16 protein-coding genes and 2 pseudogenes are annotated in these 22,976 nt (G+C 70.4%); 11 read left to right on the plus strand and 7 right to left on the minus strand.

The window, feature by feature from the left end:
- Positions 1-5 precede the first annotated feature (5 nt).
- Together OG734_RS05020 and OG734_RS05025 are read right to left on the minus strand one after the other, a co-directional pair.
- A pseudogene (locus OG734_RS05020) lies at positions 6-95 on the minus strand (DNA-binding response regulator); the annotation flags it as partial.
- A 195-nt stretch (positions 96-290) separates the two neighbouring features.
- The gene (locus OG734_RS05025) at positions 291-2,180 is read right to left on the minus strand and encodes an ABC transporter ATP-binding protein (protein ID WP_330293566.1); all 1,890 of its coding nucleotides are present in this window, start codon (positions 2,178-2,180) and stop codon (positions 291-293) included.
- 156 nt (positions 2,181-2,336) lie between these two features.
- Between OG734_RS05025 and OG734_RS05030 the strand changes: the two genes are divergently transcribed.
- The 3 genes and pseudogenes from OG734_RS05030 (at position 2,337) to OG734_RS05040 (ending at position 5,332) form a co-directional block, all read left to right on the plus strand.
- On the plus strand, positions 2,337-3,299 hold the full coding sequence (locus OG734_RS05030; RefSeq protein WP_330286244.1) for a lysylphosphatidylglycerol synthase transmembrane domain-containing protein: 963 nt from the start codon (positions 2,337-2,339) through the stop codon (positions 3,297-3,299).
- 32 nt (positions 3,300-3,331) lie between these two features.
- Positions 3,332-3,997 (plus strand): annotated as a pseudogene (locus tag OG734_RS05035) (GTP-binding protein).
- A gap of 210 nt (positions 3,998-4,207) precedes the next feature.
- Positions 4,208-5,332, plus strand: coding sequence for a mechanosensitive ion channel family protein (locus tag OG734_RS05040; RefSeq protein ID WP_330286245.1), 1,125 nt, complete (start codon positions 4,208-4,210; stop codon positions 5,330-5,332).
- A 33-nt stretch (positions 5,333-5,365) separates the two neighbouring features.
- Here OG734_RS05040 and OG734_RS05045 read toward each other — a convergent pair whose 3' ends face one another.
- Entirely contained in the window at positions 5,366-6,934 is a 1,569-nt protein-coding gene (locus OG734_RS05045; protein WP_330286246.1) for a M1 family metallopeptidase, read from the minus strand.
- 228 nt (positions 6,935-7,162) lie between these two features.
- Here OG734_RS05045 and OG734_RS05050 point away from each other — a divergent pair, with 228 nt between their 5' ends.
- Positions 7,163-9,382, plus strand: coding sequence for an NADP-dependent isocitrate dehydrogenase (locus tag OG734_RS05050; protein WP_330286247.1), 2,220 nt, complete (start codon positions 7,163-7,165; stop codon positions 9,380-9,382).
- Positions 9,383-9,549: 167 nt separating this feature from the next.
- Here OG734_RS05050 and OG734_RS05055 read toward each other — a convergent pair whose 3' ends face one another.
- Positions 9,550-10,320 carry a FadR/GntR family transcriptional regulator gene (locus OG734_RS05055; RefSeq protein ID WP_330286248.1) on the minus strand — a complete coding sequence of 257 codons (771 nt, stop codon included), beginning with the start codon at positions 10,318-10,320 and terminating at the stop codon, positions 9,550-9,552.
- A 266-nt stretch (positions 10,321-10,586) separates the two neighbouring features.
- Here OG734_RS05055 and OG734_RS05060 point away from each other — a divergent pair, with 266 nt between their 5' ends.
- Genes OG734_RS05060 through OG734_RS05085 form a run of 6 tightly spaced genes read left to right on the plus strand, consistent with a single transcriptional unit; the run spans position 10,587 to position 17,333 of the window.
- Positions 10,587-11,492, plus strand: a complete 906-nt coding sequence (locus tag OG734_RS05060; RefSeq protein ID WP_330286249.1) for a proline iminopeptidase-family hydrolase — start codon at positions 10,587-10,589, stop codon at positions 11,490-11,492.
- A 36-nt stretch (positions 11,493-11,528) separates the two neighbouring features.
- On the plus strand, positions 11,529-13,268 hold the full coding sequence (locus OG734_RS05065) for an ABC transporter substrate-binding protein (protein ID WP_330286250.1): 1,740 nt from the start codon (positions 11,529-11,531) through the stop codon (positions 13,266-13,268).
- Positions 13,265-14,296 carry an ABC transporter permease gene (locus tag OG734_RS05070; protein ID WP_330286251.1) on the plus strand — a complete coding sequence of 344 codons (1,032 nt, stop codon included), beginning with the start codon at positions 13,265-13,267 and terminating at the stop codon, positions 14,294-14,296. The genes OG734_RS05065 and OG734_RS05070 overlap by 4 nt, the downstream gene beginning before the upstream one ends.
- Positions 14,297-14,300: 4 nt before the next feature.
- Positions 14,301-15,269: an ABC transporter permease gene (locus OG734_RS05075; RefSeq protein ID WP_164416406.1), complete on the plus strand. Its 969-nt coding sequence runs from the start codon at positions 14,301-14,303 to the stop codon at positions 15,267-15,269.
- The gene (locus OG734_RS05080; protein WP_330286252.1) at positions 15,262-16,308 is read left to right on the plus strand and encodes an ABC transporter ATP-binding protein; all 1,047 of its coding nucleotides are present in this window, start codon (positions 15,262-15,264) and stop codon (positions 16,306-16,308) included. Before OG734_RS05075 ends, OG734_RS05080 begins: the two co-directional genes overlap by 8 nt.
- Positions 16,305-17,333 (plus strand): ABC transporter ATP-binding protein, encoded by a 1,029-nt coding sequence (locus tag OG734_RS05085; RefSeq protein ID WP_330286253.1) that lies wholly within the window; start codon positions 16,305-16,307, stop codon positions 17,331-17,333. Before OG734_RS05080 ends, OG734_RS05085 begins: the two co-directional genes overlap by 4 nt.
- A gap of 72 nt (positions 17,334-17,405) precedes the next feature.
- On the opposite strand, the gene OG734_RS05090 is transcribed toward OG734_RS05085, so the two are convergent.
- The 3 genes from OG734_RS05090 to OG734_RS05100 all read right to left on the minus strand — a co-directional run bounded on the left by OG734_RS05090 (position 17,406) and on the right by OG734_RS05100 (position 20,127).
- Positions 17,406-17,939: a hypothetical protein gene (locus OG734_RS05090; RefSeq protein ID WP_443065064.1), complete on the minus strand. Its 534-nt coding sequence runs from the start codon at positions 17,937-17,939 to the stop codon at positions 17,406-17,408.
- A 62-nt stretch (positions 17,940-18,001) separates the two neighbouring features.
- Entirely contained in the window at positions 18,002-18,646 is a 645-nt protein-coding gene (locus tag OG734_RS05095; protein ID WP_330286254.1) for an RNA polymerase sigma factor, read from the minus strand.
- Between the two features lie 41 nt (positions 18,647-18,687).
- The gene (locus tag OG734_RS05100) at positions 18,688-20,127 is read right to left on the minus strand and encodes a S8/S53 family peptidase (protein WP_330286255.1); all 1,440 of its coding nucleotides are present in this window, start codon (positions 20,125-20,127) and stop codon (positions 18,688-18,690) included.
- Between the two features lie 176 nt (positions 20,128-20,303).
- Here OG734_RS05100 and OG734_RS05105 point away from each other — a divergent pair, with 176 nt between their 5' ends.
- Positions 20,304-22,910 (plus strand): CHAT domain-containing protein, encoded by a 2,607-nt coding sequence (locus tag OG734_RS05105; protein ID WP_443064825.1) that lies wholly within the window; start codon positions 20,304-20,306, stop codon positions 22,908-22,910.
- Positions 22,911-22,976 lie beyond the last annotated feature (66 nt).

Raw genomic sequence — 22,976 nt, forward strand, 5'->3', positions numbered from 1 at the left:
AAGCGTCAGAGATCCCGGACTGCGAGGCGCACGAGGCCGGTCTGGTAGGCGATGACGACCAGCTGGGCGCGGTCACGGGCGCCGAGTTTGGTCAGATATACAGAAAAGCAGCCACGGCAGGGAACGTCACCTCGGGTCGGACGTACCTGGCAAGGCTGTCCCGGGGAGGGCCTCCCGGTCGTCGTCCCGCTGCTGGCAATCCGCCCTACCGAAACGGAAGGAGAGGGGAGGAGCACCTACAGAAACCGCGGTATGTCCGTGCGCCGTTTCCGCGGGCCGCTCCCCCGTGGCTACGCCGCCTCCGTCACCTCCGCGTGCTCTCCGGGCCGCTGCGCGAACTGTGTCCGGTACAGCTCCGCGTACCGCCCGTCCAGGGCCAGCAGTTCGTCGTGCGTCCCGCGTTCCAGGATCTGGCCGGCCTCGACCACCAGGATCAGGTCGGCCGCGCGGATCGTGGAGAGGCGGTGGGCGATCACGATGGCCGTGCGGTCCGCCAGGGCCTCCGCCAGGGCCTCCTGGACCGCCGCCTCCGAGGTGTTGTCCAGGTGGGCCGTCGCCTCGTCGAGGATGACGACGCGCTGGCGGGCCAGCAGCAGTCGGGCGATGGTCATGCGCTGGCGTTCACCGCCGGAGAGACGGTAACCGCGTTCGCCGACCACCGTGTCCAGGCCGTCGGGCAGGTCGCGGACCAGGTCGTCGAGGCGGGCCCGGGTCAGGGCGGCCCACAGTTCGTCGTCCGTCGCCGTCGGACGGGCCAGCACCAGGTTGGCGCGCACGCTGTCGTGGAAGAGGTGGCCGTCCTGGGTGACCATCCCGAGGGTGGCGCGCAAGGAGGCGGCGCTCAGGTCACGGACGTCGACGCCGCCGATGCGTACGGCGCCCTCGTCGGTGTCGTACAGGCGGGGCAGGAGTTGTCCGATCGTCGACTTTCCGGCGCCGGAGGAGCCGACCAGGGCGATCGTCTGACCGGGTTCGGCGCGGAAACTGACTCCGCGCAGGACCTCTGTGCCGCCTCTGGTGTCCAGGGCGGCCACCTCCTCCAGGGAGGCGAGGGAAACGCGGTCGGCGGCGGGGTAGGCGAAGCGGACGTTGTCGAACTCCACTGCGACCGGGCCCTCGGGGGCTTCGCGGGCGTCGGGCTTCTCCTCGATGAGGGGCTTCAGGTCGAGCACCTCGAAGACGCGCTCGAAGCTCACCAGGGCGCTCATCACCTCGACGCGCGCCCCTGCGAGCGACGTGAGCGGCGCGTACATACGGGTCAGGAGCAGGGCGAGCGCGACCACCGCGCCCGGTTCCAGGCTGCCGCGCAGCGCGAACCAGCCGCCGAGCCCGTACACCAGGGCGAGTGCCAGGGCGGACACCAGGGTGAGGGCGGTGATGAAGACCGACTGCGCGAGGGCCGTCCGTACGCCGATGTCCCGGACCCGGCGGGCGCGGGCCGCGAACTGGGCGGACTCCTCGTCGGGCCGCCCGAAGAGCTTGACGAGGGTGGCGCCCGGGGCCGAGAAGCGTTCGGTCATCCGGGTGCCCATCGACGCGTTGAGGTCGGCGGCCTCGTGCTGGAGCTTGGCCATCCGGCTGCCCATCCGCCGGGCGGGGACGACGAACACCGGCAGCAGCACCAGGGCGAGCAGGGTGATCTGCCAGGACAGGGTGAGCATCACAACGAGGGTGAGCACCAGGGTGACCAGGTTGCTCACCACACCGGACAGGGTGTTGCTGAACGCGCGCTGCGCGCCGATGACGTCATTGTTGAGACGGGAGACCAGTGCTCCCGTACGGGTGCGGGTGAAGAACGCGACCGGCATGCGCTGTACATGATCGAACACAGCCGTCCGCAGATCGAGGATCAGCCCTTCCCCGAGCGTCGACGAGAGCCAGCGGCCGAGAATCCCGAGGACCGCCTCGGCGACCGCGATCACCGCGATGAGCAGCGCGAGCCGGACGACCGTGCTCTCGTCGCCACCCGACACGATCGTGTCGACGACGCGGCCCGCGAGGACGGGGGTGGCGACAGCGAGCAGCGCGGTGAGCACACTCAGCACGACGAAGCGGATGATGCGGCGGCGGTGCGGGCGCGCGAACTGCGCGATACGGCGCAGGGTCGCAGGGTCGAAGGGACGCCGCTCCTGCTGGGCGTTCATGACACTGTGCAACTGCATCCAGGCTGTGGTCTCCATACTCATGACACTGACCGTACGACCTCAAGCAACCTTGAGGTCAACGGCCGCATCACGGATGGGCATCGCACCCCCTCGTGCCGTTGCCCGGCGCGTCGACCGGTGGCCGTGCGCCCGCAACCCGGTGTTGGTGCGGTACGGAGAACCTCTCCGGTTGTGACAGCGGTTCTCCCTCCCCCGGCCCGGCGCCGACGCATACCGGTACGGCAGGTCCTGTGCCTGCTCCCGCTCCTCCTGGTCGCCATGGCTGCGGTGCGCCACCGCCAGGTGCTCGCCGACGGCTTCGGTCACCTGGCGGCGGCCAAGTGGCCCTGGCTGCTGGCCGCGGCCGGCGCGACCTGTCTGACCTGGGTGGCCGCCGCCGTCAGCCGGCAGGGAGCTGTCGTCGAGCGGCTGCCCAGGCTGCGGCTGCTCGCCACGCAGTTCGCGGCGGGCTCGGCCAACCATCTGCTGCCGACGGGGCTCGGCGCGGGCGCGGTCAATCTGCGGTTCATGACGGTGTGCGGTCTGCCGCCGGCCCGTTCCTCGGCGGCGCTCGCCCTGTACATGCTGGCGGAGGCGGTCGGCCGACTGGGCCTGCTGGCGGCGCTGCTGATCGCGTTCCCGCACGCCCTGCGGCTCGGAGGTCTCGTTCCCGGCGCGGCACTCGGCCCGCTGGTCATGGGCGTCTGCGCGGTGCTGTTGGCGGCGGCGGTTGCGCTGGTATGCGTACGGCGGCTGCGCACGGTCGCCGTCTCCTTCCTGCGCACGGCGCTCGGCGAGGCCCGTTCCGTGCACATGCGGCCGTCCCGGGCGCTGGCGCTGTGGGGAGGGTCGCTGGCGTTCCCGGCGTTGCAGGCCGCCGGGCTGGCCGCGGTGGGGACGGCGTTGGGGCTGCCGGTGCCGCCCTGGCACATGGCGCTCGCGTATCTCGCAGCGACGGTCGCCGTCGCGCTGATCCCCACGCCCGGTGGCATCGGTTCCGTCGAGGCGGCGCTGATCGTGGCCCTGGTCGCGGTGGGCGGGCCGGTGGCCGTCGCCACGGCCGTGGTGCTCGCGTTCCGGATCATCACCGTCTGGGTGCCGCTGCTGCCGGGGGCGTTGACGCTGGGGGCACTGGTGCGGTTCAAGGTGATCTGACGGTCACCTCGGGACGGCATCCGCGCGGAGGCATGCCCACCACTTCCAGCGCCCCCCGCCTGCCCGTGACCGTTCTCTCCGGCTTCCTCGGGGCCGGGAACACGACACCGCTCAACCACGCCCTCGGCAACCGCCAGGGCCTGCGAATCACGGTCTGGAGGAGGTCGAGAAGCTGGCCCAAGCGGGCCGCTTCGACTACCTGCTCATCGAAAGCTCCGGAATCTCGCCTCAACTCGGCCGCCCGCGTCCACCGCACCGTCCGCGGCAGGAGTACGGCATCTCCTCCCTCGTCCTGCGCGACCCCGCGCCCCTTCCACCCCGGCCGCCTCTGGGACCTCCTCACCGGCCCGCTCGACGCGGGCGACTTCGGCCAAGTGCTGCGCTCCAAGGGCTTCTTCACTCTCGCCTCCCGTCCCGGCACCGCGGGCCTGTGGTCACAGGCGGGTTCAGTGGCCCGCTTCGAGCCGATCGCCGTGAATGCCGGCATGAGTGACGAATCTCCCGTACAGGGACAGGAGTTGGTGTTCATCGGCACCGATCTGCGCCGCCAGTCGCTGCGACTGGCGCTGTCGCGCTGCCTGTTGACGGAGCAGGAACTGGCCGCGTACGCAGTCGACTTGGCGCACACGGCGTACGAGGACCCCTTCCCCGCGTGGGAGGTGCACCCGGTGGACGTCTGTGATGCACTCCCCGCCTGAGCTGCTCAATGGCGGGTTTGCCACTGCTCGGTGACGATCGGCCGGCCGGATGCGGCAGGATGAGCGGTCGCCGGACGTCGTACAGACGTCCGGACGATGATCGCGCATTTCAAGGCTTTTCGAACATTCGAACAGGTGGCAAGTGACGAGACTTCACATCCGGCCGTCGGTGGCGCGGGGCGCCGCGGAACCACTCCTCGGAGGTGACCGGTGAAGCGAGAACTCACCGTGGACGATCTGGTCGTCGCGGGCATCGCCCTCGCCGTGGGCCTGCTGGCGGCCTTCCTGCTGCGCATGCTGCTGCGCTGGCTGGGCAGGCACGCGGACCGCACCCGCTGGAGCGGGGACGACGTCATCGTGGATGCGCTGCGTACGGTGGTGCCGTGGTCGGCGTTCACCGGGGGCGTGGCGGTCGCCGCGGCCGCGCTGCCGCTGACGAGGACGGTCGGGCACAACGTCAACCAGACGCTGACCGTCCTGTTGATCGCGGTCACGACGCTGACGACCGCGAGAGTGGTCAGCACGCTGGTGCGCACCGTCACCCAGTCCCGGTCGGCGGTCGCCGGATCGGCGACGATCTTCGTCAACATCATCAGGGTCGTCATCCTGGCCCTGGGTTTCCTGGTCGTGCTGCAGACGCTGGGCGTCTCCATAGCGCCGATGCTCACCGCCCTGGGAGTCGGCGGTCTGGCCGTCGCGCTCGCCCTCCAGGACACCCTCGCCAACCTCTTCGCGGGCATCCACATCCTCGCCTCGAAGACCGTCCAGCCCGGTGACTACATCAAGCTGAGCAGCGGCGAGGAGGGGTACGTCGTCGACATCAACTGGCGTCAGACGACGATCCGCCAGCTCTCCAACAACCTGGTCATCATCCCGAACGGGCAGCTCGCCGGGACGAACATGACCAACTTCAACCGCCCCGAGCAGATGCTGACGATCCTGGTCCAGGTCGGCGTCGCCTACGACAGCGACCTGGAGCAGGTCGAGCGGGTCACCTGCGAGGTCGTGACCGAGGTGATGACGGAGATCACCGGGGCCGTGCCGGAGCACGAGCCGCTGGTGCGCTTCCACACCTTCGGCGACTCGCGGATCGGCTTCACGGTGATCCTGGGGGTCGGCGAGTTCAGCGACCAGTTCCGGATCAAGCACGAGTTCATCAAGCGCCTGCACAGGCGCTACCGGTCCGAGGGCATCAGCATCCCGGCGCCCGCCCGGACGGTCGCCCTGCAGCAGGGTGCGGTGGTCATTCCACAGCAGCGGGGCAGCCACGCGGAACCCGACCTGGGCCTCGGCCTCGAGCAGGGCGGAGCGGCGTCCGCCCTGCTCGACAGATGAGACTCAGGTCTCAGCAGGCAGGCGCAGCGGGTTTCAGAGGGTCGCCGAGTTGTCGTGATGACCGGCCACCGTGCGGTTCTTCGGCGCGACCAGTGACGTAGGCACCGGGGTGACCGTCCAGTCCGGGTGGCCGGGCATCCTCGGTGTCGTCGTTCCGTACAGCCAGTCCCGCAGGAAGCCGGAGAGGTCCTGGCCGGCGATCTCGGAGGCGACCGAGATGTAGTTCTCGGTCGTCGCCGAGGAGTTGCGATAGCGGTCGAGGAAGGTGCGCTCGATCGCGTTGAAGGTGGCCTCGCCGACGAACTCGCGCAGCGCGTAGAGGACGAGGACGCCGCCCAGATAGCGCTGGCTGTCGAAGAGGTTGACCTCGTTGGGTGCCGCGACCGGCCCGGAGGTACGGCGCCACTGGTCGCCGCGCGCGTACGTGTTCTTCATACGCGCTTCCATGGTGGTCAGGCCGAGGGAGTCGGTCCAGCCGCGCTCGTAGCGGTAGAGCAGCCCGTAGAAGTCGGCATGGCCCTCGTTGAGCCACAGGTCGGCCCAGGTGCCGGGGCTGACGCTGTTGCCGAAGTAGGAGTGGACCAGCTCGTGCATCATGTGCGAGCCGATGAACTTCTCCTCCTGGAGAAGGTAGTTCGGCTTGTACAGGGTGAGGGTCTGGGTCTCCAGGCCCGTGAAGTCGAACGCGGCCGGGTCGTCGGAGTTGCACGGCAGCAGACCGTACGTCTCGAACGGGTAGGCGCCGAGCCGCTGCTCGAGCCACGCCACCAGGCCGGGCGTGAGCGCCAGCGCCGGTTCGAGGGCCGCAGCGCGCGCGACCGGGACGACATCCCGCAGCGGCAGCCCGTTCGGCCCCTGCCGGTCCTTCACCACGTAGTCGCCGACGGTGATCTGCACCAGCTCGGTGGCGATCGGCGAGCGCGAGCGGTAGCTGTACGCGGTCCGGTCGCCGGCCAGGCTCTCCGTGCGGACGAGGGTGCCGTTGGCGACGCCGCGCAGGCTGCTCGGGACGGTGATCCGGAACGTGAAGTCGGCCTTGTCGACCGGGTGGTCGTTGCACGGGAAGACCGTGTGCGCGGAGTTGGGCTGCGGGCACACCGCGAAGCCGTCGGGGGTGGGGACCCAGGCGGTGTGGGTCAGGGCGCGGCGCGGGTCGGCGCCGTACGCGACGCAGATCGTCGTTCCGGTGTTCGCCGGCAGGCTGCGGGCGGGCGTGATCCGCAGTTTCTCGTCCACCAACTCGAACGTGGCCGTGCGGCCGCCGACGCGGACGGAGCGGATGTCCAGGCCGAGGGCGTCGAGGGAAAGGCGGGTGAGGGCCTGGGTGGTGCGGATGCGCAGGGTCGCCTCGCCGTCGACCAGCTTGGTCGTGGCGTCGTAGGCGAGGTCGAGGTGGTAGGCGGCGACGCGGTAGCCGTCGTTGCCCAGGCTCGGGTAGACGGGGTCACCGAGGGTCTCGGCGCCCGGGGCGGCGGCGTCCTTGCCCGAAGCCGCCTTCGACGTCCCCCCGGACGCCGCGTATGCCGAAGGGGCCAGGGTGGTGGCCGCGGCCGTGCCGAGCAGGGCTGCCGCAGGGGCCGTCAGTCGGGTGCGATATCTCATGGTTCGCTTTCGCTCGGGCGCCGGGTGGTCAGATCCGGCCGCCGATCCGGTGTGAGGTCTACCCCCTAGACCACAAGATCGGCGGAATCGGTTGCATCGATTCGCACAGAATTCGAGCGAGTGGCGTACCGGCCTGTGTCGAGTTCCGCACGGACCCCTGTCGAGTGAGAGCCGAGCAGGAGATATCTTGATGTCGAGCAATGTTGCAGACGTGGAGCGGAGCACCCGGTGACTGACTCGACCATCATCTACACGCACACTGACGAGGCGCCCGCACTGGCGACCCACTCGTTCCTGCCCGTGATCCAGGCGTACGCCTCGCAGGCCGGGGTGAACGTCGAGACCCGGGACATCTCGCTGGCCGGACGCATCATCGCCGTCTTCCCCGAGTTCCTGGAGGAGGGCCAGCGCATCGCGGACGCCCTCGCCGAGTTGGGCGAGCTGGCGAAGACCCCCGAGGCGAACATCATCAAGCTGCCGAACGTGTCGGCCTCGATCCCGCAGCTCAAGGCGGCGGTCGCCGAGCTGCAGAGCCAGGGCTACGCGCTGCCCGACTACCCGGACGACCCGAAGTCGGACGAGGAGCGCGACATCCGCGCCCGCTACGACAAGATCAAGGGTTCCGCCGTCAACCCGGTGCTGCGCGAGGGCAACTCCGACCGCCGCGCCCCCGCCTCGGTGAAGAACTACGCCAAGACCCACCCGCACCGCATGGGCGCCTGGACCCCCGAGTCCAAGACGAACGTGGCGACGATGGGCCAGAACGACTTCCGCTCCACCGAGAAGTCCGCGGTGATCTCCGAGGCCGGTTCGCTGCGCATCGAGCTGGTGGGCGAGGACGGCTCGACCAGCGTCCTGCGTGAGTCCGTACCCGTCCTCGCGGACGAGGTCGTCGACGCCTCCGTGCTGCACGTCGCCGCGCTGCGCGAGTTCCTCACCGCGCAGATCGCCCGTGCCAAGGCCGAGGGCGTGCTGTTCTCCGTACACCTCAAGGCCACGATGATGAAGGTCTCGGACCCGATCATCTTCGGCCACGTCGTGCGCGCCTTCTTCCCGAAGACGTTCGTGCAGTACGGCGAGACGCTCGCCGCGGCCGGCCTGTCCCCGAACGACGGTCTCGGCGGCATCTACAAGGGCCTGGAGGCGCTGCCCGAGGGGGCAGCCGTCAAGGCGTCCTTCGACGCCGAGCTGGCCGAGGGCCCGGCGCTGGCCATGGTCGACTCCGACAAGGGCATCACCAACCTGCACGTCCCGTCCGACGTCATCGTCGACGCGTCGATGCCGGCCATGATCCGCACCTCCGGCCACATGTGGGGCCCGGACGGCCAGGAGGGCGACACGCTGGCGGTCCTGCCGGACTCCTCGTACGCCGGTGTCTACCAGGTCGCGATCGACGACTGCCGCGCCAACGGCGCCTACGACCCGTCGACCATGGGCTCGGTCCCGAACGTCGGTCTGATGGCGCAGAAGGCCGAGGAGTACGGCAGCCACGACAAGACCTTCGAGATCCCGGCCGCCGGTACGGTCCGCCTCGTCGACCAGGCCGGCAACGTGGTGATCGAGCAGCCGGTCGCCGCCGGTGACATCTTCCGCGCCTGCCAGACCAAGGACGCCCCGATCAGGGACTGGGTGAAGCTGGCCGTCACCCGCGCCCGCGCCACCGGCAACCCGGCGGTGTTCTGGCTGGACGAGACCCGCGCGCACGACGCCAACCTGATCGCCAAGGTCAACGCGTACCTGCCGGAGCACGACACCGAGGGCCTGGACATCCGGATCCTCAACCCCGTCGAGGCGACGAAGCTGTCCGTGGAGCGCATCCGCCGCGGTGAGGACACGATCTCCGTCACCGGCAACGTGCTGCGCGACTACCTGACCGACCTGTTCCCCATCCTGGAGCTGGGCACCAGCGCCAAGATGCTGTCGGTCGTCCCGCTGATGGCGGGCGGCGGTCTGTTCGAGACGGGCGCCGGCGGCTCCGCCCCGAAGCACGTCCAGCAGCTCGTCAAGGAGAACTACCTGCGCTGGGACAGCCTGGGCGAGTTCTTCGCGCTGGCGGCCAGCTTCGAGCACCTCGCCACGACCACGGGCAACGCGCGGGCCCAGGTCCTCGCCGACACCCTCGACCGCGCGACGGCGACCTTCCTCAACGAGGACAAGTCGCCGACCCGGCGTGTCGGCGGCATCGACAACCGGGGCAGCCACTTCTTCCTGTCCCTGTACTGGGCGCAGGAGCTGGCGGCGCAGACGGAGGACGCGGACCTGGCGAAGTCGTTCGCCTCGTTCGCCGAGGCGCTCACCGCGAACGCGGAGACGATTGTGGCCGAGCTGATCGCCGTTCAGGGTAAGCCTGCCGACATCGGCGGGTACTACCAGCCGGACGTCGAGAAGGCGAAGACGGTCATGCGGCCGTCGGCTACGTGGAACGAGACGCTGGCGACGTTCAGCTAGCGCTCGGCCGGGTGTGCGGTTCTTGGGCCGCGGGCCCGGTGGGGGCTTGTCGCGCCCCGCGGCGGAGCCGCTGATGGATATGGATACAGCCCCGCGCCCCTTATGCGCACCCTCGTAGACCAGGCTCACCGATCGGCCCCCGGGACCCGCGTCCTGGGGGCCGATTGTCATGACTGGCCGGCGTTCCTGACACGGGCCAGTACGTCGCGGATCATGTCCGCGCTGATCGTGAAGTGGGCCCGGGCGATTTCCTCCGCCTGTTCGGGCTCTCCGGCAGCGACCGCCTCGTAGAGGGCCTTGTGGTCCTCGCTGCCGCGGTGGAAGTGGGTGCGCTCGCCCTTGCCCCAGGGTTCGACCGGGAAGCCGAGGCTGGCGCGGGCCAGCAGGTCGCGGCTGAGCATGGCGATCTGGGGGTTGTGCGTGGCGTCGCAGATGCTCCGGTGGAAGGCGCTGTCGGCGGCGCGTTCCTCGCGCGGGTCGCCCGCCGAGAGGTAGGCGGTCAGGGCGTCGCGCATGGGTACGAGGTCCTCGGGGCGCCGTCGCCGGGCCGCCGTCGCCGCCACCATCCCCTCCACCAGCCCCCGCAGGTCGAAGAGTTGCTCGAACTCCGCCCAGCGCGGCACCAGGGTGCGCCGGACGGCGGCGCCGGAGGTCTCGGTCCAGCTGTCGCGCACATAGGCGCCGCCGTTGCGGCCCCGGCGGATCTCGATGACACCCACGGCCTGGAGCCGCCCGACCGCCTCGCGCACCGTGGGGCGGCTCACCCCCAGCAGGGTGATCAGCTCGCGCTCGACCGGCAGCCGCTCCCCCGGCAGGAAGTCGCCCACGGCGATCGCGGTGAGCAACCGGTCGGAGACCTCGTCGACCGCCGAGGCCACGCGCACCGGGCGCAGTTCGGGCGAGGGAGCGCCGCCGCCGGACAGGGCACGGTCGAACACCCGCGAGAACTCGTCCCCGGCACCTGATCGCCCTGGCGGCTCAGGCAGTTGTGGTGACTCCGGTGTGGCGGTCAGCGGTCCTCCCCGGTCGGTCGCGGGTTCCGGACGCGTGAACGCGCAGTTACTTCTGCCGGGCCACCGCTAAAAAGCCTTAAAAGGTCTTGTGGACTGAGCATTTACCCAAACAGTATGTCAGCCATCCCCCGACGCCCAACCCATTTCAGACACGGACTGGCTTGATTCTGCCCGCCCCCGGAGGCTCTTCAGTGGCGATTCCCGAACCGAACCACACCGGGACCATCGACTTCAACGGCTGGTCCACCTGGTACCGGATCACCGGCGAACCCGGCAGGACACCGCTGGTGGTCCTGCACGGCGGCCCCGGCGCCGGTCACGACTACACGCTTCGCATCGCCGGCATCGCCCGGCAGGGGCGCCCGGTGGTGCACTACGACCAGCTCGGCGTCGGACGGTCCACCCATCTGCCCGACGAGGGCGCCGACTTCTGGACCGTCCAGCTCTTCCTCGACGAACTCGACAACCTGCTCCGGAAGTTGGGCATCACCGACGCCTACCATCTGCTCGGCCAGTCATGGGGTGGCATGCTCGCCGCCGAGCACGCCGTGCGCCGTCCGTCCGGGCTGCGTGGTCTGGTCATCGCCAACTCCCCGGCCTCCATGGAGCTCTGGCTGGCGGGCGCCGCCGAACTCCGCTCCGCGCTCCCGCCCGAGGTCCAGAAGACCCTGCTCGCCCACGAGGCGGCCGGGACCACCGACCACCCCGACTACCACGCCGCCGAGCAGGTCTTCTACGAGCGCCATGTGTGCCGTACCGTCCCGGTGCCCGCCGAGGTCCAGGCCACCTGGGACAACATCGAGGCCGACCCGACCGTGTATCACACGATGAACGGGCCGAACGAGTTCCATGTCGTCGGCACCATGAAGGACTGGTCGGTCGTGGACCGGCTGCACCTGATCGACGTACCGACGCTGCTGGTGTCCGGCCGCTACGACGAGGCGACACCCGAGACGCTCCGGCCCTTCGCCGACCTCGTCCCCGATGTGCGCTGGCACATGTTCGAGCACTCCAGCCATATGCCGCACGTCGAGGAGGAGGAGCTGTACCTCCAGGTCGTCGGCGACTTCCTCGACTCCACCGACTCCACCGACTGAGACGTCAACCACCGCTCCACCGACGGGAGTTACTCGATGTCCCGGATCACCGGAACCAGACGCACCACCCTCGCCGCCGTGACCGCCGCCCTCGCCCTCACCGCGACCGCCTGTTCGTCCTCCGACGACGGCGGCGACGGCGTCTCGAACCCGACCTCCACCGCCACCGGCGGCGCCCAGTCGGCCGTGTTCCAGCCCGCGCACAAGGGCGGCACGCTGAAGCTGGTCGCCCACGCAGCCGCCGGAACCTTCGATCCGCAGGTCAACTACACGCTCCAGTACTGGCAGTTGTACCAGTCGATGTACGACGGTCTGCTGGCGTTCAAGAAGACCGGCGGACAGGAGTCGTTCACCGTCGTCCCGGATCTGGCTGCCGCCATGCCGGTGGTCAGCGACGGCGGGAAGACGTACACCTTCACGCTCCGCAAGGGGATCAAGTTCTCCACCGGGAAGGCGGTGACCACCGACGACGTGGTGGCGTCCTTCCAACGGATCTTCAAGGTGTCCAGCCCCACCGCGGGCACCTTCTACAACGGCATCGTCGGCGCGGACGCCTGTCTGAAGACCCCGGCGTCCTGCACGCTCGCCAAGGGTGTCGTCGGTGACGCGGCGGCCGGCACGGTCACCGTCCATCTGACCGCGCCGGACCCGGAGTTCCCGTACAAGCTGGCCGTCCCGCACGCGAGCATCGTGCCGAAGGACTCGCCGACGAAGGACGCGGGCACCAAGCCGCTCCCGACGACCGGCCCCTACATGGCGGCCTCCTACGACCCGAACCGGGCGTTGAAGCTGGTGCGCAACCCGTACTTCAAGGAGTGGTCGCGCGAGGCCCAGCCGCAGGCGTACGCCGACGACGTCGACTACAGCTTCGGGCAGACCGTCGAGTCCGAGGTGACCGCCGTCCAGAACGGCTCGGCGGACTGGATGTACGACCCGCCGCCCGCCGACCGGCTGGGCGAGATCGGCACGCAGTACGCCTCTCAGGCACACGTCAATCCGCTGACCGCCTTCTGGTACGCCACCCTGAACGTCAACTCGGCACCGTTCAACAACAAGTTGGCGCGCCAGGCCATCAACTGGGCGATCGACCGGGACGCGGTGGTCGGGCTGTACGGCGGCAAGAACCTCGCCTCTCCCGCGTGCACGATCCTGCCGCCGGGCTTCCCGGGGCACGTCGACAAGTGCCAGTACACGAAGGGCGGCGGGACGACCTGGTCTGCGCCTGACCTCGCCAAGGCGAAGGCGCTGGTCAAGCAGTCGGGTACGGCCGGGCAGGAGGTCGGCATCGTTGTCAGTGACGACGAGGTCAACAAGTCGATCGGGCAGTACCTGCAGAGTCTGCTGACCCAGCTCGGCTACAAGGCGACGCTCAAGCCGCTGTCCGGGAACATCCAGTTCACGTACATCCAGAACACCAAGAACAAGGTGCAGTTGGCGCTGACCTCCTGGTACCAGGACTATCCGGCGGCCTCCGACTTCCTCAACGTGCTGCTGTCCTGCGCCTCGTTCCACCCGGGCAGCGACTCCAGCATCAACATCTCCGGGTTCTGCGACAAGGGCATCGACGCGCGGATGCAGGCCGCGCTGAAGGCCGGGCAGACCGATCAGAAGGCCGCCGACCAGCAGTGGGGCACGATCGACCAGGACATCATGGCTCAGTCCCCGGTGGTCCCGGTGATCAATCCGAAGATCATCGACTTCACGTCGAAGCGGGTCGGCAACTACCGGTTCAGCAAGCAGTTCTACATGCTCGTCGGGCAGTTGTGGGTCAAGTGAGCGCCATCGCGACCCAGTTGGCCGTCCCCGAGGCCCGGCGGCGCTCGCCGGGCCCCTGGCGGACCGCCGCCGCCGACCTGCTGCGCAACAGGTCGGCGGTGGCCGCGGCCCTCGTTCTGCTCGCCGTCGTCACGGTGACCCTGTGCGCCCCGCTGTACGCCGACCACATCGCGCACACCGACCCGTTCCAGTCCCATGTCTCCGGCACGACAGTCATCGATGGCAAGGCCGTGCCGGTGCTCACCCCGAGCACCACCGGCCTCGGCCTCGGCGTCACACCCATCGGCCCCACCTGGGACTTCGGCCACTACTTCCTCGGCGCCGACAACCAGGGCCGGGACGTCATGGCCCGGCTGCTCTACGGCGGCCGTACCAGCCTCTTCATCGGGGTCACGGCGGCGCTGCTGTGCTGTGTCCTCGGTACGGCCGTCGGCGTCGTCGCCGGGTACGCGGGCGGGGTCGTCGACGCGGTCATCTCCCGTGTCCTGGACGTCATCTGGGCCTTCCCGGTCTATCTGCTGGCCATCTGTCTGTCCGTGGTCCTGCTCACCGAAGGGCTCAGTCTCGGACCGGTCACCGTCGAGGCGGGGAGTCTGTGGCTGCCGGTCGTGATCATCGCGGCGATCTACGTGCCCTACGTGGCCCGGCCGATGCGCGGGCAGGTGCTGGTGCTGCGCAACAAGGAGTTCATCCAGGCGTCCGTAGGGTCGGGCGCGCCCGCGCTGCGCGTGATGCGCCGGGAGGTACTGCCGAACGTGCTGCCCACGGCGATCGTGTTCCTGCCGCTGATGACCGCGCTGGCGATGCTCACGGAGTCGGCACTGTCCTTCCTCTCGGTCGGCGTCCAGCCGCCCGACGCCAGCTGGGGCACGATCATCGAGGACGGCCTCGGACTGCTGTACACCCGTCCGACCGTGACGATCGCCCCCGGACTGCTCATCGCGCTGACGACAGCCGCCCTCAACGTCCTCGGCGACGGGGTGCGCGACGCCCTCGACCCGAGCGCCCGGCTCCGCGGAGGGATGTGATCCGATGCTGTACTTCGCGCTCCGGCGCTTCCTCTCCGCACTGCTGGTGATGTTCGCGATCAGTGTGCTGGTGTTCCTGATCTTCTTCGCGACCCCGGGAGTCGACCCCGCCGCCCGGATCGCGGGCCGCAACGCCGACCCGGCCACCCTCGCCCAGGTACGGCACTCCTTCGGCCTCGACCGGCCGCTGCCCGTGCGCTATCTGCTGATGATGCGGCACCTGCTGATCGACCGGGACCTGGAGTCGTTCGTCAACCGCGGCTCGAAGGTCATCCCGCAGATCGTGCAGGCCATGCCTGTGACGCTGTCGCTGGTGATCGGGGCTGCGGTCATCTGGATGACGGTCGGCATCCTCATGGGCACGGTGGCGGCAGCCCTGCGCGGCACGGCCGCCGACCCGCTGATCATGCTGGTGGGAGTCGTCGGCGTCTCGCTGCCCGCCTACTGGCTCGGCGAGGTCGTCAACCTTCTCACCCAGAAACGCCTGCACGACTCGGTGTTCTCCTGGGTACCGCCACCCGGGTACGTCGAACTGGGCAAGGATCCCGGCCAGTGGGCGCTGCACCTGCTCTTCCCGTGGCTGACCCTGGCGCTGCTGTACGCCGGCATCTACGCGCGGCTGCTGCGCGGCGAGGTCGTCAGCGCGCTCGGCGAGGACTACGTACGCACCGCGCGGGCCAAGGGGCTGTCCGAGCGGCGGATCCTCGTCCGGCACGCGCTGCGCTGCTCGCTCATCCCGATCGTGTCGCTGTTCGGCCTGGACTTCGGCGCGCTGGTGGGCGGCGCGGCCCTGCTGACCGAGGTCGTGTTCGGCCTGCCCGGAGTCGGCAAGCTCACCTTCGACGCGCTGCAGAACCTGGACCTGCCCGTGATCATGGGAACGGTCATGTACGCGGCCTTCTTCGTGGTCCTCGCCAACGCCCTGGTCGACATCCTGTACGCCCGACTCGATCCGAGGGCCCGCCATGCCTGAACCCCTACTCCCTGAACCCGTTCTCCCTGAACCCCTTCTCGATGTACGGGATCTGCGGATCACCTTCCGTACCCGCACCGGCCCGGTCACGGCCGTCGACGGACTCTCCTTCTCGGTCGCCCCCGGCGAGATCCTGGGCGTGGTCGGCGAGTCGGGCTCCGGCAAGAGCGTGTCGATGCTGGCCGTACTGCGGCTGCTGACCAGCCCGAACGTCACCGTCACGGGCGAAGTCCGCTTCCGTGGGCGGGACCTGCTCACCCTTCCCGACCAGGAGATGCGGTCGGTTCGCGGCCGGGAGATCGCCATGGTCTTCCAGGACCCGATGACCGCGCTGACCCCGGTCTACACGGTCGGCTGGCAGATCGCCGAGCAGATCCGGACGCACGAGAAGGTGTCCAGGAAGGAGGCCCTCGCTCGGGCGGTCGGGCTGCTGTCGGACGTGGGCATCCCGGACGCCGGTTCGCGCGTCGGCGCCTACCCGCACGAGTTCTCGGGCGGGATGCGGCAGCGGGCGGTCATCGCGATGGCCCTCGCCTGCGGTCCGGCGCTGCTGATCGCCGACGAGCCGACCACCGCGCTCGATGTGACGATCCAGGCCCAGATACTCGACCTGATGCGGGAGTTGAACGGGCGCGGTTCGGCGGTCGTGCTCATCACGCACGACATGGGTGTGGTGTCCGAGATCGCCGACCGGGTGCTGGTCATGTACGGCGGGCGGGCGGCCGAGGAGGGCCCGCGCCAGGCCGTGTTCCACGGTCCCCGGCATCCGTACACCTGGGGTCTGCTCGACTCGGTGCCCCGGGTCGGCGGGCCGCGGCTGCGCCGGCTGCCCACCATCGCGGGAGTGCCCGTGTCGCCGGACAGTGTGCCGCAGGGGTGCGCGTTCGCGCCGCGTTGCCCGGCGCGACACGACCGGTGCGACGAACGCCCGGTCCTCACCGGCGAGTCGGGGCATCTCGACGCCTGTTGGCTGCCGGACGGGGAGCGCGCTTCGGTCCGTACGGCGCACTCGACACTGGACAGAAAGGCGGCGCCGTGACCACGGACCTGCAGACCAAAACCGGTGGCGCCGACGTGCTGTTGCGCGCCACGGACGTCACCAAGCACTACCCCCTGCGCGGCGACTCCCTCACCCGCCGCCGCAAGGTGCTGCGGGCCGTGGACGGGGTCTCGCTGGAGGTGCGCGGGGGCGAGACCCTCGGCATCGTCGGCGAGTCGGGCTGCGGCAAGTCGACGCTCGGCCGCTGTCTGGTCCGGCTCACCGACCTCACGGGCGGGCGGGTCGAGTTCGACGGGCAGGACATCACCACCCTGTCCGCGCGCCGACTGCGTCCCGTACGGCCCGGGATGCAGCTCGTCTTCCAGGATCCGCAGGCCTCCCTCAACCCGCGTCGGCGCGCCGGGGACATCGTCGCCGAGCCACTGCTCATCCACCGGTACGGAGATACCGCCGCCGTCCGGCGCAGGGTCGCCGAACTGTTCGACGTGGTGGGGCTGGCGGCGGCACATCTGGACCGGTACCCGCACGAGTTCTCGGGCGGCCAGCGTCAACGCATCGGTATCGCACGGGCGTTGGCCACCAACCCGAAGCTGATCGTCGCCGACGAACCGGTGTCCGCGCTCGACGTGTCGATCCAGGCGCAGGTGCTGAACCTGTTCGCCGATCTCCAGGACGAGTTCGGGCTGACGTACGTCTTCATCGCGCACGACCTGGGCGTGGTCCGTCATGTCTCGGACCGGATCGCGGTCATGTATCTCGGTGAGGTCGTCGAACTCGCCGACACCGAGACGCTGTACGGGGCTCCCGCGCACCCCTACACCGAGGCGCTGATGTCAGCGGTCCCGGAGATCGACGACGGGACCGGCGCCCCGGACGCACCCCGCCGGGAACGGATCGTCCTCACCGGGGACGTACCCGACCCGGTGGCCAAACCGGCCGGTTGCACCTTTCACACACGGTGTCCGTATGCGCGGGAGGTGTGCGCGGTGGAGCGGCCGCGGCTGGTCAGGGCGGCGTCGGGGCGTGCTGTCGCCTGCCACCATCCGCTGGTGGCGGTGGGTTGAGAGCAGCGGTCGACAGCTCTGCCGGGGGCGGGTCCGCAGTGAACCGGCCCGCCCGGGCAGCCGTACTTCGGGTCAGGCGCGCAGCCACTCCGTCATGACGACCTCCGCGTCCGTCCGCAGCCGGAGCGCGAACGGGCCGGTGACGTGCAGTTCGCCGGCGAAGCGGCCCATGTCGTCCGCGGTGAGGGCGGGCGGCGACGCGAGCTGCGGGCCGCTCAGCACCTCGATCCTGGCCCCCTGCGGCGGCAGCACCTGGCCCATCAGACCGTGCGCGGTCACCTCGATGTCGACCGTCAGCTCGTCCGCGCGGAAGGTCAGCATGCGGGGTGCGTCCACGGCCCCTCTGACGGGGATGCCGTGGACGAGCGAGTCGAAGGTCAGCTCCGCCAGTTGGGTGTCGAGCGAGTAGAGGGTGTAGGCCTCGACGGCCGTCTGCTGGAGCTGCGCCGGGACCGGATCCATGATGGCGGCGGCCTGGCGGAGCGTCTCTTCCAGGAGGTCGTTGTCCAGTGAGTCGTCGCCTTCGAACTCCGCCAAGTCGTCGGTTTCGCCGTCCAGTTCGTCGTCGGCGTCGTCGAAGCCGTCCATACCGTCGATGCCGTTCATGTCGGCCGTGCCGTCCATATCGTCAAAGGCGTGGGGTGGTCCGTCGTTGTCGTGCGCGTTGTTCACAGCACCCCCCGGGCGGCGAGCCGTATCCGCAGCCGCCGCAGGCAGCGCTGGCGCAGGGGGCCGATGCTGCCGACGGCTACGCCGAGGCCGGCGGAGATCTCCTGATAGCTGGGGGGCGGCGCGGACATCAGCATGCGCAGCAACTGCCTGCACCGGGCGCCGAGTTCCTCGAACTCCTGCCATAACTTCCGGATGCGCTCCGCCTCGGTGGAGGCCTCCTCGGACTCGATCACCCACTGCTCGGGCGTACGGTCGTCGCTCATCCGGTCGAGTAGCTGGGCGTCGTCCGTCGGTGTCATCCGGTGGGTGCTCTTGATGACCTTGAGGCACTCGTGCCGTGCGGTGCTGGCGAGCCACGAGCCCGCCTTCTCCGGTTCACGGATACGGCCCAGATGCTGGGCGAAACGGAACCAGACGGTCGAGTACACCTCGTGCGCGTCCGCGTCGGACAGCCGATGGGCGCGCGCCACCGACCACACCAGCGGGCTCAGCCCTTCCACCAGCGCTTTCCAGCCCGCCGCGTCACCGTCGACGGCGGACTGGACCAACGCGCCGACCGCAGCTCGGTCCACGTCCCCACCCCTCGTGTACGGCCAGTCATCGTACGCCGTGGAAGGGGGTGCTCCACTCGTCCTGCGCATGGTCCTCACTCGATTTGTCCTTGTACGGAGGCCTGTTGACCTCATATGGCGGGCGGGATGTCCACGACCGGCACCGGGCTCCAGGTCGGCGGGATCAGCGCGGGTACGACCGCTCCCCGGACCTCCGCGAACTCGGTGTTCGCCGCGAGGAGTTGCTGACGGGCAACGCGCGGGTCGGCCTCCTTGTGGGCGGTCATGTGGGCGGCGATCAGCGCAGCGACCACCGGGGTGGCGAACGAGGTGCCGCTCCACTGCGCGAACCCCTCGAACATCACCTGGTCGGGGGTGCCCGAGGTGGTCTCGTGATCCCCCGAGAGCACACCGAGGTGCTGGGGGGCCTGGCAGGTGCAGGCGTAGGTGAAGTGATGGCGGCAGGTTTCGTAGGTGCTGTGCTGGTAGATGTACGGCACCGGTGCCTCGAAGCCGGTGAGTGCGCCGGTGAGACGCTCACCGGGGGCGTAGACCTTCACCCATGCGCCGTGGTTGGTGAAGCAGGCGCCGAACTCGCCGTCGCTGCGCAGGGCGCCGACGGAGATCACGGACTGGGCGTACTCGGGCTTGTCGGCGTAGGCGGCGGGCCAGAAGGGGGTGGCGCTGGCGTTGTTGCCGGCGGCGGCGACCAGCAGGGTGCGCGGCTGCTCGCGCAGGGCCTCCATGAACGCGGCGAGGCCGAGCAGGCCTTCCGTGCTGCCGTTCGACGTACCCGCGGAGAGGCTGATGATGGGCGGCCAGCCGTCGCGCTCGACGGCCTCGAAGAGCTTGTCGCCGAACTCGGACTCCAGGATCGCGCCGGCCTCGTTGAGCGTGTTGCGGGAGACGATGTTCGTGTTGGGGGCGACGGCCGCCACGAGTCCCGAGATGAACGTGCCGTGCCCCGCGTACTGCTGGAGCACACCGTTCGCGTCGCACTCGTCGATCTGGGTGTCGCCCTGGACGTGGGCCATCGCCGGGTAGGACGCGTAGTCGTGCGTGAGACCCGTGTCGATGACCAGGACGCCGACGGCGCTGTCCGCGTCGTAGCCGCTCTCGGCCACCGCCGGGTTGGGCCCCGCGGTGTACGGAACGGGCACAGGCTCGTCTCCGGGACAGGCGTTGACGGCGATGTGCACCACGTGGTTTCGGCTGATCAGGCGCCGCCCCGCGTTGCCCTCCGTCTCCCTGAGCGCGCGCAGCGCGCCCGCCACCGCGCGGTCGCCGCGCGGGTCGCCCCGGCCCGGGTCGCCGACCCGGATCCGGGTGATGCCCGACCGGTTGGTCTCCGGGCTCGCCCGGCGCACCTCGTCGGCGGTCAGGCCGGCGAACGTGGTGAAGTGCGCGCGTACGGTGTCCTCGACGATCCGCGCCTCCTCGCCGTCGCGGGCCAGGACGACGCCCTTCTCGTAGATGAACTCGGCAGCGTCGTCCGGCCCCGTCGCCAGCTCGACGCCGGGCATGGAGCGCTGGATCTGGTCGAACTGCTCCTGGAAACGCTGAGGTGCCATGGAATGTCCTCCCCCTTGAACCGATCCCCTGTTGCCTCTATTGAGAGCCGCCGGGCCCTCGCGTGATACACGTGCCGCGGCACATTTGTTGATACAGGGATCGATCAGCGATGGACAGCGAGTTATCCATGGCCAAACCCGTGTGACGGTGCGCGCGGAGCACTACCATCCGTTGGGTGACAGCGGGAAGCGACACGGTTCTCGAACTACTTCCGATGGTGTTCGCCCGCCCGAAGGACGCCCTCGCGCGCGCGGAGAACGTCCTCGGCAACGATCCGACGCCGTTGCATGCCTCCGTCGCCCATCAGGTGATCGGTCTGTGGCAGCGGGACTTCGGCGACATGCGCATCGCCCTGCGTCATCTGCGGCGCGCCCGCGATCTCGCGGCGGACGCCGGGTCGGCTGAGCGCGAGGCGGACGTTCTCGGCACGCTCGGCGTGGCACTGGTCCACGCGGGCCGTACCCGGCAGGGCCTGGAGGCGTTCGAGCAGGGCGTCGACCGGGGTACGGGCCATACACGCGCGCGCGTGCTGTACCGGCGGGCGTACGCGTGGTGGGTGCTCGGGCATCATCGCGAGGCGCTGGACGACGTCCGGCGGGCCATTCCCGTGCTGCGGCAGGCGGACGACACCATCTGGACGGCGCGGGCGCTGACTCTGCGGGCCACCGTGCATCTGGCGCTCGGGCGCCCCGAGCGGGCCGACGCCGACTTCACCGCCGCCGAACAGATGTGGGACACCACCGGCCAGGAGCACGACAAGGCGGACGTCGTCGAGAGCCGGGCGCTGGCCGCGTACCGGGCGGGCGACATCCCGGCGGCGCTGCGGCTGTTCGACGAGGCGGCGGAGCGGTACGACCGGCTGGGCACGCCGATCTTCATGTTCTACATCCGGCGCTGCGAGGTGTTGATGGCCGCCGGGCTGGCTCCCGAGGCGGTCGCGGAGGCCGACGCGGCTCTCGGTGTGCTCGACGGCATCGGCGGACAGAGCACCCGCAAGGCGGAGCTGCTGCTGACCGCCGCGAAGGCCGCCCGGCTCGCGGACGATCCGCACACCGCGATCGCCCGTGCGGCCGTGGCCGTACGTCTGTTCGCCGGGCAGCGGCGCAGCTGGTGGGAGGCGCACGCCCGGCTGGTGCTGCTCGATGCGCGGGTCGCGACCGGGCGGACCTCGGGGCGGCTCGTCGCGGACGCGGCGGCGGTTGCCGACCGGCTTGCCGCCTTCGGTTCGCCGGCCGCGCCCGAGGCATCGCTGCTCGCCGGCCGGATCGCGCTCGCGCTGGGCTGGACCGAGGACGCGGAGAAGCATCTGAGGATCGCCGCCCGCAGTCGGCGCGTCGGTCCGCCGTTGGCGCGGATGACGGGCTGGGCGGCACAGGCGCTGCGCGCGGAGGCGGCCGGGTCGGGGCGGGGCGTGCTGGAGGCCTGCTGGCGCGGGCTCGCCGTCCTGGACGACCACCGGATGACGCTCGGCGCTTCGGAACTGCGGGCCCGGGCCACCGCGCAGGGCGCCGAACTGGCCGCGCTGGCGCAGCGGGTGACCCTGGTGTCCGGCGGGCCTCGGCGGCTGCTGGTGTGGAGCGAGCGGTGGCGGGCCACGGTCCTGTCGGCGCCGCCCGCCCGGCCCCCCGACGACCTGGCGCTCGTGCAGAGCCTGACCGCCTTCCGGGAGATCGCCGCCCGCGCGGAGGAGGCCCGGATCGACGGCCGTCCCGTACCGGCGCTGGAGCGCGAACAGCGGCGCCTGGAACGGGAGGTGCGCTCCCGCACCCTCCACATCCGCGGCGAGTCCCCCGGCAGCGGGAGCCGCTTCGAACCCGGTCGGCTGCTCGAACGTCTCGGCAGCGGTGCGCGGTTGATCGAGATCGCCGTCGTCGACGGCCGGGTGCAGGTGCTGCTGTGCGGCGAGGGGCGGGTGCGCCGTTTCGAGGCGGGGCTGATCGCGGACGCGGTGACGGAGGCGGAGCACGTACAGGCCGGGCTGCGGCGGCTCGCGCACCCAGGGGCGGAGGGCAGGCTGCCGGTACTGGAGGCGTCGGGCCGCCGGCTGGAGGAGTTGCTGCTGGGCGCGGCGGTGCCGCATCTGGGCTCCGGCCCGGTGGTCGTGGTCCCGCCGGGGCGGCTGCACCGGGTCCCCTGGGCCCTGCTGCCCTCGCTGCGGGAGCGGGTGCTCAGCGTGTCCCCGTCGGCGAGCAGTTGGCTGCGCGCCCAGGAGACCGGGCCCCCGCCGGGCGGCCGGCATGTCCTCGTACGGGGGCCGGGCCTGGCGAGCGGTGGGGCGGAGGTGCCCGACCTGGTCGACCGGTACGGCAGACCGACGGTCCTCGAACACGAGGGCGCGCGCGTACCGGCGGTGCTGGACGCGCTCGACGGGGCCGCGCTGGCCCATATCGCGGCCCACGGCACCTTCCGGGCGGACAGTCCGCTCTTCTCGTCGCTGCGGATGGCCGACGGCCCGCTCATCGTCCACGACTTCGAACGCCTCGGCCGCAGTCCCTACCGGATCATCCTGTCCAGCTGCGACACCGGCCGCCTCGCGACGGTGGGCGCGGACGAACTCCTCGGCCTGGTCACGGCGTTGCTGCCGCTGGGCACGGCGGGTGTGGTGGCGAGCAGCGCGCCGGTCAACGACGCGGCGGTGGTCCCCCTGATGCTGGCCCTCCACAAGGGTCTCAGCGTGGGCCTCTCCCTCGCCGAGGCCCTCCGCGACGCCCGCGCGTCCCTGCCCGGCGACGCGACCCACCAGGCGACGGGGTGGGCGTTCTCGGCCTTCGGCTCCGCCTGAGCCGACCCCCGGCGGTCACGCGGGCTGCGCGGCCGGGGCTTCGTCCAGCAGCCACGGGAGGGCGCC

Source organism: Streptomyces sp. NBC_00576 (genome assembly GCF_036345175.1).
Taxonomy (GTDB): Bacteria; Actinomycetota; Actinomycetes; order Streptomycetales; family Streptomycetaceae; genus Streptomyces.

Excerpts from the sequence above, each read along its gene's own strand:
- OG734_RS05080 (WP_330286252.1), top strand. The coding sequence starts at position 15,262 with ATGCCTGAACCCCTACTCCCTGAACCCGTTCTCCCTGAACCCCTTCTC.
- OG734_RS05075 (WP_164416406.1), top strand. The coding sequence starts at position 14,301 with ATGCTGTACTTCGCGCTCCGGCGCTTCCTCTCCGCACTGCTGGTGATG.
- OG734_RS05045 (WP_330286246.1), bottom strand. The coding sequence starts at position 6,934 with ATGAGATATCGCACCCGACTGACGGCCCCTGCGGCAGCCCTGCTCGGC.
- OG734_RS05090 (WP_443065064.1), bottom strand. The coding sequence starts at position 17,939 with ATGAACGGCATCGACGGTATGGACGGCTTCGACGACGCCGACGACGAA.
- OG734_RS05095 (WP_330286254.1), bottom strand. The coding sequence starts at position 18,646 with ATGCGCAGGACGAGTGGAGCACCCCCTTCCACGGCGTACGATGACTGG.
- OG734_RS05100 (WP_330286255.1), bottom strand. The coding sequence starts at position 20,127 with ATGGCACCTCAGCGTTTCCAGGAGCAGTTCGACCAGATCCAGCGCTCC.
- OG734_RS05065 (WP_330286250.1), top strand. The coding sequence starts at position 11,529 with ATGTCCCGGATCACCGGAACCAGACGCACCACCCTCGCCGCCGTGACC.
- OG734_RS05025 (WP_330293566.1), bottom strand. The coding sequence starts at position 2,180 with ATGGAGACCACAGCCTGGATGCAGTTGCACAGTGTCATGAACGCCCAG.